The following is a 12,272-nucleotide window of genomic DNA, read 5'->3' as shown; positions in this document are numbered from 1 at the left end:
ATACCCATTCCAACGCGATGATGATTCGTCCAGATACTTTTTCGTGGATTTTTGAGGAGATCCCTGGGCACTATGGATCTCGGGAAAGTAACAGAGATGGCGTTCTTTCGAAAAATCAGATGAGAAGCTCCGCTCAATAGAGAGGTGTGGAGTTGAATCCGAAAGATTGAGCACATCTAAGATTGAATGCATCAAGGTATTACCAGAGGGGGCAAACATGACGACATTATTAAGACTGTTTATCTTGGGGAGCTTGGCCTATTCAGGTGCAAGCCAGGCCGGAGTTCTTCAACTCGACGGCCAGAGCCGAGAAATTGAAGGAGTCACAATTTCAAAGGGAGCCGAGGCACAACTTGGCTCAAGTCGTTATTCTTTAACGACTGTAGGCGCAGGCTTGCGAAAAAAGAAGGTGGCCCTTTTTTCTGTGAAGGTTTATGTAGCCCAACTTTTAGTTTCAGATCCGGCAAAGTTTGTGCACAGCCTTGATCAGGCCCTAGCCAGTCTTGATGGCTCAAAAGCGGTTGCCTTGCGCATGAATTTTCTACGAGATGTTGAAGTTGAAAAAATTCGAGCTTCCTATCAGGAATCCCTGATTAGAAATGGCGTTGACCTTACTAAACCGGAAGTGAGGACTTTTCTCGAAGTCGTTGAGGACGGAGGTCCCGCAACAGCGAAGCGAGACATGATTGTTGCTGGTCACCGACTTCCCGATGGCTCCGAGCAAATTGTTTACGAAAACTCGGCGGGCCAATCTGTATCTATCAACGGGACTGTAGGATTTGTGAAGTCTATATTCTCTATTTGGCTGGGACAAACAACTGACTCTGAGCTTGAGGCCCTGCGAAACCTTTTGATTACTGGATATTAGTCGCGCAAATCACAATTGGATTGCGGAGAAGTGACGCCGAAGGCCGTGTATAGAGTAAAGTTGTGTAGTGATGCCGAATAAACAAAAAGGAATCGATCAAATGAATCGAATAAATGGATCAGTTTTCTTTTCTCTCTTTGTGGTTTCAATTTTAGTTGGCTGCGGGGCTCAGGACGCCATCAACGCAACAAAAAAGATGCCAGAGAAAATGGATGGAACCTACGCACAGATAGTTAAAACCAACCAAGAGATGGGAAAGACGACAGACGCCATCCACAAGCAAATCCTTCTGCTGAGTCTCCAGGATATGTTAAGCTCAGAAAACTCCAAATATCTTCTTCCCCCAACGGGAATGCTGGCGGAGGGGAAACTTTCTCAAAAGAAGCAACGGCCGAAGAAATAGTCAAGCTCGCCTATGTTTGGCTCCAAGAGGTTATTAAGGCGCAACCTGAGGATCTAGCGACTTTAGGGGAAAAGGGTCTGGCTGACCTGCTTCATGAGAAGATGGTAAAGCTCACAGCACTGCAAGTTATCGCAGGCCTTGCTCCTCAATTGACAATTGAATCCCTGGTGAAGGACCAAATCCTAGAGGGTGGACGCTATGAGGCCGCGGCCTATTCCGTACTCATGAGTCGGGCCCTGTTTATCAAGTCATTTCTTCTCGATGAATCACTCATGTCCGGTTCTGAGAAACTCGACAATTTAGGAAAACTTGAAGAAGCAATAGAAAGAACCTCACAGCTCGATTATCTGGCTCGTCTTCAGTTTGCGAATAAAATTGTTCTTGAAATCAAGGTATCATCAGTAGACTTAAATATCAGCGAATCACTCGACAAGTTGGATCCATCGATGGGCTTACGATTTCCTCTCATCTATTGGAAAAAAATTGAGGATTCCTTCAACTCCGCCTTGAATCCTGAACACGCGAACAACTCGAAAACTCGCCAAAGAAAGGAAGCCATCTCACAGAAAATCAATTCCTATTTGAAATCCTGGCAACTGCCTTAAGATATAAATCTGAATTTCTTCTGCGATTTTTTTGACCTCAGGAATATTCGTCAACTATCCGAAAAGCCATATGCACGGGCACTTTCAGCCAGCGCAATTCATCTGAACCGATTCATAGCGGGACGTTTTCGGAGGCTCACGTGATTCAGATATCTATTTTTAGGATTTCATTGTCTCTACTGGTAACTGCAATTTTAACTTCCTGTCTCAATGTGGACAACGATATATCTGGAAACATGGGTTTCTCTCCAATACAAATTGAGATTCCATCAAACACAGATCTCAATGCGGATCTCAAAATGGTAATCTCTGGCGGCTCTCCCCCATACCAGGTTGACATCCTAGAGGGACGTGGGTCATTCGATGTCAATACGAACAGTTTTTTTCCTCAAACGGCAGGAAGGATTCGCCTTCAAATTACTGATTCCAAAAATAAGAAATCGGAACTGATTTTTAATGTCAGCCTAGGTAAAGTCATTGAAAAGCAAGTAAGTAATTACGAGTTTGATTTTCAATCGGGGCTGCTTTTCTTTACCTCTAACTTAGAGGATGACGTGCGCGTTGATCTTTACTCTCGTGACATGGAATCACTCGTCACTCGCCATTTGAGCGGAACCACAGGAGCTGGACTGGGAACTGTTGCGGATTTTAAACTCTCGCCCGGCGGGAATAAACTCGTGTATCGAGCAGATCACGAACTCAGCGGATTAAGACAGCTCTATTCGGTTGACATAAATGGGTCCAATTTAGTCAAATTGAATCATACCGAACATTACGTTTACAACTCTATGGTTTACAGCCAAGGAGTCCAGAGCGACTACCAAATTGCCAACTCTGGTCGGGTCATCTACCGCGATGGAAATCATAACCGTTTCGCCGACAATGAAATGAGAGTGCAGGGTGTAAACTTGGATGGCGGCCTTTGGGGATACGTCAGTGCTGAGCTGATCGGCGGGGCAGACCGATCAGCTGAGGGGTTCAGTCTTAGCCCTGATGGTGCTTGGGCCGTTGCCAGTCTCATGTGGTGGGAGAATTGGTATAAACAGGCGTTCGCCTTTAGGACAGACGGAAGTACGACGGCAATGACAAATCGCCTGCATATGGTGCCTCCAAACGCAATGGCAAGATATGACGATATGGCTGGCGGTGGCGTTTCATTTAGCCCTGACTCCAATTGGGTCTTTACACCGGTTGTGTATGACTCAACAATTCCAACCGACATGTATCGTCTCTATTCAACTCATTTGAGCGTGGACCCAACAACTCCAATTTTGCTCGGTAAAAATTATCATTTGGGAGCCGTTTCAAATGATTCGACTAAAATTGCCGTTCGAAAGGCAGAAAAGGTGGGCTTTGTTTACTCGCAGGTTGATCTTTTGCTTCTTTCTCCTGACGGCAGCTGGTCTTATCCCCTCCTTGAGCCAGTAACTAAATACTTCTTCACTCCAGATTCCAGCCATCTTATTTTTGTTAGGCCTTCCACTAAAAGACTCTACTCAATCTCTGTTGACGGCACGGGTGAGGTTCCGCTAAGCGGAGTCCATGCTGGACCTGACGGCACTATTTCTTCATTTTACTCGAGCGCAGATAGCTCGCAAGTTCTCTACTGGTCATCAGAAGAAAATGGCACAGATTTCTATCTCTATAAGGCAAGTGTCGATGGATCTCTTCGGGAAAAGATGTCAGAAACTAAGTCTCCAAAAGCGCCAATTAAGTTCCTTATCAATGACCAGAGAGCTTATTGTTTTTTTACAGTTGATGTTAATAGCGACGGAAAAGCTGACGAATTTCACATTTTGAATTTATCGACGGGTAAAGTTCAAAAACTGAGTGGCGTTCTCGCATCAGATGCCTACATTGATAATTTTTATGTGCATCCTTCTCAGAAAAAAATATATTTCGCCACCAAGGGAGCTGTCGGCGGATATGATCTGTACTTGGCAACGCTCGACTACTGAACTGTCCATGATTTAATGTCCAAGGTGTGCCTGACTGCTGATTTCGAATTTCACCTGCCGTTCGTTTTAACAAAGTAGGTAAGATCTTCTCGATCTTCAGTCTGCAACATAGACCAAAATTCCCTCTCCCGAGTCGCGGCAGCCGCCCCAAGTTCTCTCACTTTAATTTCAAGCCTATTTACCAACTGATTCCTCTCACCTCCTCCCAATAAAGCGTATTCAGATCGCGACATTTTGAGTTCCGGCATTGGGAGGTAAAACATTAAGAGTCCAAACGGAGGGCATTACCTTGACGGCAAATAGAGGGTTCAACAACAAGATCTAAGTTGATTTCGCTCTTTATATAGTAAGCAAAATCATTAAGCATCGATCCACGCTTTTGCGGCAAAACCAAAATTGCGTAGGGATTAATCGAACCAAGAATTTTGTGGGTAATTCTCTCCCGTTCCCAATGATCTGAAATTTCCCGAACTATCGAAGATAAACCTTCGAGGCGATCAGACAGTTGAATGAAACGATACAGCCTATTCTTGAGATCTGTGAGATTTCTGCTCGCTTGAACAAGCTGAGGTTCTGTGACATGAATGACCGAAGGGTTCATGAAAAAGCGAAATGCCCAGTCCCTTATCGTTTGAGTGAAAGGACTCGCAATACCCGCTTCTCTCATTGCTGAGTTCGGCAAGAATATCTCATCAACCATTTTAAGCGTGCTCAAGGAAACAAACGGCGCCCCAATTAAGGCCGGCTCCCGACCAATGACAGCTGTATATCCAAGAAATGAGCCACAACTTGCATTCGATCGAATGCTCAAGATCAATACAACAGCAATCCAATAGAATTTCATTCGCTCGATTTTCATCAAAAGACATGTCCTTTCCATCCGAAAAAAGAGCAAATTCGGAACTTTTTCAAACCGGACCAAATTGGAGAATCTGCATTTGCGCATCTGACAGTCTCAACCTGAGGAGAAATGCCTTATATGGCATACAATCTGCTAAGTCCAATGCTTTGAATTGGCCTATTATCTCCAAACCTTTCTCTCTTGGGTTGGGCCTTTGGGGTCTCGTACGAGGCCCCAAAGGCTGCTCAGCGTGTAATGCTTATCGAGCTAAGATAATATTGAATTGGCCAATCAATCCATCCGCATAAGAGGGATCCTTGCTCTCGACAAAATCAACAACAAGCTTCTCCCTTTGCTCATCCGTGATGCTGGATCCTTGCAAAATCGCATCCTTTAAATTTAACTCCTGAATCCATTCATTGTTATCAATCTTGTCACTTTTAAAATAAAGCTGGGTAACAAATTGTGGGTATCCTGTCGCGGACACCATAAAGTGAATGTGCGGCGGTCGATACCAACCGCTTCGCAAATCAGCCGGGTAAAACCCAGGAACGATCGTCTTAAATTCATATTCACCTTTTTCATTTGTTAGTATCTTACCCCAGTACTGAAAGGAGTGATCCATGGTTCTCTTTATGATCTCACCCGTTTTAGGATGATAAAAATCATGGTTTTCATCATCACCCTTATGATTGTAGCGTCCGCTTTTTGACGCCTGCCAAACGATGAGAGTTGCGTTTGGAATAGGCTGACAAGCAGCATTCGTCACTTGCCCTTTGACGTAAACCTTTTGCCCATCCGCCACCCCACTTCTCCCCTTAACAATCGTTAAATCACCGTCATTGGCGAGATAGATCGGAGTTGCGGGATTTCTGTCTTCTCGAATAGGGTCTTCAGGAGTCCCTGGTTTTGGAAAAAATGGACCCAGTGGCTGTTCGCCGGTCGTCTGACCGCACAGTTCTGCGAGTGTGCGACCTGCAACCAAGGTGCCTGCAGCACCCATTCCGACCCTAAAGAAACCCCTGCGAGATACTGAATTTTTCATTTTGCGCCCCCCATATATTTAAATGTCTGTACAGATTTATACCCAAATCCTTGTATTTATTTAAATTGATAGTATATGAATTGCTATTATGAATATTAATACTTGTCCGGACCCTTGGGACTTGCGATATTTTCAAGATATTGCACACACGGGAAATCTCTCCCGATCCGCCGAAAGACTGGGCGTTGGCCAACCAGCTCTCAGCTTGGCACTTAAGAGACTCGAAAACCTGCTCCAGGTGAAACTCTTTTTACGTCGAAGTCGCGGGCTCGTGCTGACAACATCTGGGCAAAGGCTGCTCCGTGAATCCAATCAATTACTTGCAAGTTGGCAGGCCGTCGTATCTGAAACAAAGAGATCCCATACCGAACTTGTTGGCCGATTTACGATGGGGTGTCATCCCTCGGTAGCCATTTACGCGCTAAAAAATGTAATAAGAGAGATCTATTCAAACTATCCCAGTATCGAAATCAATCTTGTGCACAACTCATCTCGGATCGTTTGCGAGGGAGTGATCTCAGGCCGTATTGATTTCGGAATTGTTGTAAATCCAATTAGGCACTCCGATCTCGTCATCTACAAGTTGGCAGCTGACGAAGTTTGTTTTTGGGGAGTCTCAGGTGGGCTTGACAATGTATTGATTTATAACCCCGACATGCCTCAGGCGCAGGCTATGTTAAAGAAATTAAATCAAAAAGAAAATTACGAACGAACAATCTACTCTGAAAGCCTGGAAGTCATTGCCATGCTGGCCGGATCGGGGGCCGGAATCGCGATTTTGCCAACTCGTGTAGTAAAAGCAATGGCACCGAGTTTAAGAAGACTCGAAAAGCATCCCCACTATACCGATGAAGTGACTTTTATCTATAGAGCCGATTTGCCAAAGACGGCCAGCACAAAATGCATTGTAGAATTTTTGAAGTCGATTGCGATTTAGTAAATCTTGTAACTGGTCAGTCCCTTCGTAACGAAGGCTGGAAATTTTCGATCGAAAAAGAGTTTCAAGGCCTCTGCGGGACTCAACTCGTTCTTTCTGAAAGTTGAGAAATAACTTAGGATTCTACAAAAACCCAGGCCCCATCCATTGAAATGTGGGCACATACAAATTCGGACGAGGAATTTTGAAATATCCCGATAAACCCTGTCAGCTATGAACGAGTGATTGCACATTGATTGAGATTTGGTTTGGGCATAGTTGGTCCAATACTGTTTACAATCTGATTTAAGACAGGATGATCCATTAAACTTTCAATTCGCCACCGCCCAGACGGATGACCGCTTTTAGAGCCAAGGTAGCCACAAAAGGTTCTTAACGTGTTTCGTAGTCCTTTGGATTTAGTTTCATCATCCCAGGTTAGCTTTTGCATTCTAATTGCTAAACTCTCCCTTGCGAAAGTATCGGCCCAAACCTCCTCTTGGCTGACAACAATCCCAGGCAAAACCAATTCCTCAGACATACTCTCTTGGATACACCGCTTAGTTGACCCAAAATATTCTGAACCCAATTCTGATAGTTTATGGGCAACTTCATGAGCTAGTGTAGAATAGATCGCCGCAAAACTTGTATTCGACTCTGCCAACAGGCCCCCAACCAAAATATCTTGCCCAGAATGAGCAGTAATATCAAAAAGTAGTTCAGGATTTTCTAAAAAATCATTGGCCACTGTAATTTTCTCGAGACGCGAACTTAGCCTGGCCATTTGCTCTTGCCCAATCTTCCCGGAAAATATCTGATAGGCGTCCTCTCTAACAAGCCTCAAAACTGATATCCAATGCGAGAGCTTTTCATTTAGTTTATGATTTTTCACATATTCAGAAATAACATAGTCTATTTTATTTTGTCCTCTAATAGGATTCCTTATCCACTCAACAAAGTAACTGTCAATTTCCTGTTGGAGTTCAGAAAAAAGCATATTGTTACTCAACACTTTTGCCATTGGTATAACAAGGCCGTCACTAGTAGAATTCGTACCTTGACATGAACATTCATAAAAGTTCTTACATTGCCCATTGCTCTCAAATAGAACTGTTGTGTCAAAATTTCTCTTAGCTATTTCGGCTTTTTGTGATTTCTTTACTTCTAGGAAGTCTGGTCTGCATTTATCGCAGACAATATTAAAGAAGTTTTCGCTGTTATACCCAAGTATGGAATCCTTTTCATCTAAACGCAAAAAGGGACTATTTAATATACTTGATACTTCGTTCTTAAACCTTTCACCGCTATCATAATCGTTTTCGAAAACACCTCTTTCACCAATAATCTGATCTGAACCAAATAAAACTCTGTCTATTCCAAACCGCTTCCATGATTCCGCATACTTTCTCCAAGAGTCCTTTTCATCAATGGGCTTATATCTATCAGAATCAAGTGTAGTAAGGGCTGTGGAAGTTTCTAACCAGAAGTTCCTTAAATTTCTTAATTTTAATCTCTTTGAAAGCTCGTCAACTAATTCGTATGAGGATTGAGAGTGGGCAACAACAAACTGAATCTCTGGGAAGAGATGCCCTAGTTCGATCAGTTTTTCTATCTCTTTTACATCTTTTGAATATTCATTATTTCGAACTTCTGCCGAATGAAGAGTTGGATTAGCTGCTACCCAAGGGTAATTTCCAGGCATGTGTATCAGAATCATTCTTATTTTGTTGCGATTTTTTCTAATCGATCGGACAACATTATTAAAAATAGAGGAGACCGTGAGTCTTTCGATGCTGTCATCATCTGAAATCCTTAGCTTAATGCCTATCATACCTTCATTTTTCAAACACATCGACGTGATTTCTGCTCCATCAGACCAATTATGACCCAATCCACATAACCCCATTAGCCGGTCAGGATGTTTTCTAATAAGCTCTGCTGTCTTTTGGTTAAACAAATCTCGCAGATGAAGCTTCCCCCTAAAAGGTTTATACTGATCATCTACTATGTATGCGGGGAAATAATCAGAGCCTTTTGAGTTTGCCTTTCTTCAAAAATGATCGAGCTTGCGGTCCACGGACTCTATTTCTCCACTTTCGTTGAGATCAATATGAACATGGGCATCTAAAAGACTTGGTTCTCCCCCTCAGCCCCAAACGACGGCGAGGTGACAAAATTTGCTATACAGAAGCTTAAAATTAAAGTGAACTGCTGCAGTGAAAAAATACCTTTACCTGAATTAGAGAGTTAATTTTATACATGAACAAATGTGTTTGCAAATTTTGAACCAATTCGTATCCGGTCCAGTGGGCCAAAATCAAGAACCTTACGTAGAAGATTAATGTAAGTGGGCTATCGGTCCCATTTTTTTCCAAAAAATAGGAATGGCACCCTATAGCCCGCTGGCAATTAGACCCAATAAATCTCTAGATCTGGTGAATCCTCAAATTCCGTCTTGCCACACCAATTACTCTCAAAGACCTCTCATTTTCTTAGCCACGCCCATCTGTTTTTGATAGGAAAGCTTGCAAGAGAGGATAATACAAATCCTCTTCAAGAGGAATTTGCAATTCCTCCTTTATGACCTCCTCAGAAAATTGAACTTCGGCATTCTCAATGATAGCAAGAGGCCTCGCTTCAGCCCCTTCACCCATCATCATAACAGCAGCGGCCGAAAGACCATCTGCATAATTCATCTGTGTCATACGAAGTTCACGACCGAATAAGTCACGTGTACCAACAAGATTTTGAACCCACGAAATCCAGCATAACTCAAACATATTCCCGTCACACCTCTTCTGAGCGGTGTCGTGAGAATCGGTCACCACAAGACCAAGGCGTTCTATATTCCAAGCCTTTCGAAGATCCTTCCAAAGCTCCTGCGTACTTTCGAAGGGATCCTCCGGGTAAAGGATCAAGTCACCATTTTCAGAATTGGATTCGTCAATTCCCGCCGAAGGTATAAGAAGACCGTTCTTGATTGTAAGAAAGCAACCGTGACCGATCTCGCCAAGGTAAAGGTCCGCCTCCTTCTTTACGATTTCTCGTTTTGAAATGTTGGCATGGGACATCAATCTCCCTTCTGCAAGACTCAGTACCTTTGATGTAACGGCCAGCAAAATCCCCTCGTGAACAAGCTGGCTGGGAATCGATTGAACAATAAAGTCACAAAGGTCTTCACGTTGACGAAATATTCGAGTCTGAATGGGGTGGATCGACAGGGGTTTCACTTCAGACCTCCCGAAAAGTGCGAAACGTGCGCTGATGGAGATCAGGTCTGTGTACGCGCAAAATATCAACGCCTCTCTCTGCAAGTTTGAGGGAAACACCCAAAGTCTCAGGATCACGATCCCCTGCCTCGCGATGGCCCCATTGATTGAGAAAGGATTTTCGGGAATGTCCAACAAGAATTCGAACAGGAAGAGAAAAAATCTTTGGATTTGCTCGAGGAGAAGCATCGAATCCTCTCCAGTTTTTCCAAAACCAATGCCCGGGTCGAAAATTACCCTGTCAAGATTGACACCAGAATGATCCAGTTGGTCCATTTTCCTTAGGGCCCAGTCAATGATGCTCTGGACGGGATCATCAACGTTCAATTTCACATTTGGATTGGCAGGAACTGTCAGACTGTGCATCAATACATACTGGCAATTTGACCCTTTGAGAACTTCGAGCATGCCCTCGTTTGCCAATCCACTGACGTCATTGATGATTTCCACGCCAAGGGACGAAAGCCTCGCAGCTGTTTCCGGGTGGTAGGTATCTACGCTGATGCAGGGGTGAAACATTCGACCTCGAAATCTTTCAAGAACCAATTCGAGCTTTGCTGCGAGCCGACCCCACTCTTCTTCGGGAGAGAGCGGATGGGCGCCTGGCCTGGTTGATTCAGCCCCCAAATCAAGGATCTGCGTATTATCTCGATCAAAGACGTCCAATAGATCTTCCAGCTTTTCAGAAGAAGAGAGTTCGTTGCCGTCAGAAAAGGAATCGGGCGTAAAATTTAAAATGCCCATCCACAAAGGAAGTGGATTATCCAAGGAACGGCTGCGCTCCAGTACGCTCTCTGTATGTCCCGGAATTTTCAATGAGGGGGAAAGGTGCTTGAGCGGCGTCAGCACAAATTGCCGATTAAAAATCTCCGTGTGAGGCACCTGAAGATTTTCGCTATGAAGTGTCTGGTCTCCAAAAGTGAGAAGATCAAGATCCAGTGATCTTGGTGCCCACCGAGGGGCCGACTCTCTCCCGAGATCGATTTCAATTTTCTTAAGACATCTCACAAGTTCTGTGGGACTGCCGCACCAGTCTATCTCAACGACAGCGTTCAGAAATGTTTTCCGCCAGTGCGAAGGCGCAGCCTCAGGAACCAGTGCCGGAGTTTCGACAAGAGGTGATCGCCGAAGCAACCGAGCCTCCCTTTCACTCGCAAGAGACCTTGCGGCCATTTCCAAATTGGATCTTCGATCGCCCAGATTGGAACCGAAACCCACAAAACATCTCATGTCACAAAATCCCCACACCGAAAGATGACTCCCCCGCGAAGATTCTCGACCGGCGGATGCATTTTGTGAACAGAAATTCCAAGATCGTCGGTGGAACCGACTATCTCTCGAACAAGACCATAAATATCATAACCCATTCTCTCGACCAAATGAAATTCACGAGACTCGCAGTGTCTCTTGATCGCCTCGGACACAGTCGCATAACAAATCGTGTCGTTGAGAGAGTCCGTCAGTGCTCCTTTTGGACACTTAAGAAATCGAATCTCAACTGACACCCGAACCTCTTGGGTTTTAGATCTCTCGGCCTTTGAGCACCCCAATCGCACAGAAAGAGTCAACTCCTCAATTTTAAGGGCACTACATGCAAAGCTGTTTTGGGGCACAACTCTCTCTTTCTTCCTGCACTGTCGTCAGAAAATCCCAAAGTGACTGAGCCGCTCCGATAGCAGAATTCTGAGCCAGTTGCCTTTTCTCATGCGGCAGATTCTCTAGCATTTCCAAAATGACAGAGCGATGCTCAATATCGGCCTTTCGATGAACTTCAAAAAAAGCAAGCGTCCTCTCGTCATCTATTCCGTACCGCAACCTTAACCCCTCCAACTTCGAATCTGCAATCTCCGGCACCTGCGATTCATATGCATACAGCGCGCCCAGTCCCTCCTCAAAAGAGGATCGAGAAAATTGAAAAAAATGGGATATCACATTTTGAATTGCACGACCAGGTTCTGCCCTGAGAATTTCATCGCGATGAGCGCCCAGTCCTTCAGCAAATTGCAGCCAAAGTTCTGGATGCGAAGTCCCGTAAAAAGTTCCTTCCTCTTCATTTAGATTTTCCAAAATTTTCTTTCGTTGATTCTGGTTTTCGCAGTGAGAGTGTATAGCGCCCAAATATCGTGGAAAACAGTCAACGTGAAAATAGTACTGGGTGGCATAGTTGCGGAGCAGGTCATGTGACAAAGTTCCGGCCGCCCAAGCTTGATAGAATGGATGCTTTAAGAGATGAAGATGTTCAAACGAAGCAGAAAACAAATCAGTCATAAGTCCTCCTAGATCAGAGGGATTCTAACAAATTCACTTGATAAGGTAATCTCAATATACTAATTCAATCGTTTAGTGAAACTTAATAATATTGATTTC

Annotated in this window: 12 protein-coding genes; 5 read left to right on the top strand and 7 right to left on the bottom strand. The window is 44.2% G+C overall.

Annotation, left to right across the window (positions count from 1 at the left end; all coding sequences use genetic code 11):
* The first annotated feature begins 217 nt into the window (after nt 1-217).
* The 4 genes from IPJ71_02190 (at nt 218) to IPJ71_02175 (ending at nt 3,834) form a co-directional block, all read left to right on the top strand.
* Nucleotides 218-868 carry a chalcone isomerase family protein gene (locus IPJ71_02190; protein ID MBK7842494.1) on the top strand — a complete coding sequence of 217 codons (651 nt, stop codon included), beginning with the start codon at nt 218-220 and terminating at the stop codon, nt 866-868.
* A 100-nt stretch (nt 869-968) separates the two neighbouring features.
* Nucleotides 969-1,271: a hypothetical protein gene (locus tag IPJ71_02185; GenBank protein ID MBK7842493.1), complete on the top strand. Its 303-nt coding sequence runs from the start codon at nt 969-971 to the stop codon at nt 1,269-1,271.
* A gap of 101 nt (nt 1,272-1,372) precedes the next feature.
* Nucleotides 1,373-1,876: a hypothetical protein gene (locus tag IPJ71_02180; GenBank protein ID MBK7842492.1), complete on the top strand. Its 504-nt coding sequence runs from the start codon at nt 1,373-1,375 to the stop codon at nt 1,874-1,876.
* Nucleotides 1,877-2,016: 140 nt separating this feature from the next.
* Nucleotides 2,017-3,834, top strand: a complete 1,818-nt coding sequence (locus tag IPJ71_02175; GenBank protein ID MBK7842491.1) for a hypothetical protein — start codon at nt 2,017-2,019, stop codon at nt 3,832-3,834.
* Nucleotides 3,835-3,884: 50 nt separating this feature from the next.
* Here the strand turns inward: IPJ71_02175 and IPJ71_02170 are convergent, their stop codons facing one another.
* The 3 genes from IPJ71_02170 to IPJ71_02160 form a co-directional block, all read right to left on the bottom strand.
* Nucleotides 3,885-4,067 carry a hypothetical protein gene (locus tag IPJ71_02170; GenBank protein ID MBK7842490.1) on the bottom strand — a complete coding sequence of 61 codons (183 nt, stop codon included), beginning with the start codon at nt 4,065-4,067 and terminating at the stop codon, nt 3,885-3,887.
* Nucleotides 4,068-4,096: 29 nt separating this feature from the next.
* A complete protein-coding gene (locus IPJ71_02165) occupies nt 4,097-4,678 on the bottom strand; it encodes a hypothetical protein (protein MBK7842489.1) in 582 nt (193 codons plus the stop codon).
* 256 nt (nt 4,679-4,934) lie between these two features.
* Nucleotides 4,935-5,720 (bottom strand): hypothetical protein, encoded by a 786-nt coding sequence (locus IPJ71_02160; GenBank protein MBK7842488.1) that lies wholly within the window; start codon nt 5,718-5,720, stop codon nt 4,935-4,937.
* An 88-nt stretch (nt 5,721-5,808) separates the two neighbouring features.
* Between IPJ71_02160 and IPJ71_02155 the strand changes: the two genes are divergently transcribed.
* Entirely contained in the window at nt 5,809-6,657 is an 849-nt protein-coding gene (locus IPJ71_02155) for a LysR family transcriptional regulator (protein MBK7842487.1), read from the top strand.
* Between the two features lie 211 nt (nt 6,658-6,868).
* Here the strand turns inward: IPJ71_02155 and IPJ71_02150 are convergent, their stop codons facing one another.
* The 4 genes from IPJ71_02150 to IPJ71_02135 form a co-directional block, all read right to left on the bottom strand.
* Nucleotides 6,869-8,593: an amidohydrolase family protein gene (locus IPJ71_02150; GenBank protein ID MBK7842486.1), complete on the bottom strand. Its 1,725-nt coding sequence runs from the start codon at nt 8,591-8,593 to the stop codon at nt 6,869-6,871.
* A 535-nt stretch (nt 8,594-9,128) separates the two neighbouring features.
* Nucleotides 9,129-11,135 carry a dihydropteroate synthase gene (gene folP, locus IPJ71_02145; GenBank protein ID MBK7842485.1) on the bottom strand — a complete coding sequence of 669 codons (2,007 nt, stop codon included), beginning with the start codon at nt 11,133-11,135 and terminating at the stop codon, nt 9,129-9,131.
* On the bottom strand, nt 11,132-11,518 hold the full coding sequence (locus IPJ71_02140; protein ID MBK7842484.1) for a dihydroneopterin aldolase: 387 nt from the start codon (nt 11,516-11,518) through the stop codon (nt 11,132-11,134). The genes folP and IPJ71_02140 overlap by 4 nt, the downstream gene beginning before the upstream one ends.
* Entirely contained in the window at nt 11,493-12,173 is a 681-nt protein-coding gene (locus IPJ71_02135) for a CADD family putative folate metabolism protein (protein MBK7842483.1), read from the bottom strand. The genes IPJ71_02140 and IPJ71_02135 overlap by 26 nt, the downstream gene beginning before the upstream one ends.
* Nucleotides 12,174-12,272 lie beyond the last annotated feature (99 nt).

This window comes from Bdellovibrionales bacterium, assembly GCA_016714165.1.
In the GTDB taxonomy this organism is placed as follows: Bacteria; Bdellovibrionota; Bdellovibrionia; order Bdellovibrionales; family UBA1609; genus JADJVA01.
The sequence above is the reverse complement of the archived record's forward strand: the minus strand, read 5'-3'. Positions and strand labels throughout refer to the sequence as shown.

What these genes read in the sequence shown, in the direction of transcription:
- IPJ71_02160 (MBK7842488.1), bottom strand. Translation starts at nt 5,720, where the DNA reads ATGAAAAATTCAGTATCTCGCAGGGGTTTCTTTAGGGTCGGAATGGGT.
- IPJ71_02165 (MBK7842489.1), bottom strand. Translation starts at nt 4,678, where the DNA reads ATGAAATTCTATTGGATTGCTGTTGTATTGATCTTGAGCATTCGATCG.
- IPJ71_02170 (MBK7842490.1), bottom strand. Translation starts at nt 4,067, where the DNA reads ATGTCGCGATCTGAATACGCTTTATTGGGAGGAGGTGAGAGGAATCAG.
- IPJ71_02155 (MBK7842487.1), top strand. Translation starts at nt 5,809, where the DNA reads ATGAATATTAATACTTGTCCGGACCCTTGGGACTTGCGATATTTTCAA.
- IPJ71_02190 (MBK7842494.1), top strand. Translation starts at nt 218, where the DNA reads ATGACGACATTATTAAGACTGTTTATCTTGGGGAGCTTGGCCTATTCA.
- folP (MBK7842485.1), bottom strand. Translation starts at nt 11,135, where the DNA reads ATGAGATGTTTTGTGGGTTTCGGTTCCAATCTGGGCGATCGAAGATCC.
- IPJ71_02185 (MBK7842493.1), top strand. Translation starts at nt 969, where the DNA reads ATGAATCGAATAAATGGATCAGTTTTCTTTTCTCTCTTTGTGGTTTCA.
- IPJ71_02180 (MBK7842492.1), top strand. Translation starts at nt 1,373, where the DNA reads ATGGTAAAGCTCACAGCACTGCAAGTTATCGCAGGCCTTGCTCCTCAA.
- IPJ71_02135 (MBK7842483.1), bottom strand. Translation starts at nt 12,173, where the DNA reads ATGACTGATTTGTTTTCTGCTTCGTTTGAACATCTTCATCTCTTAAAG.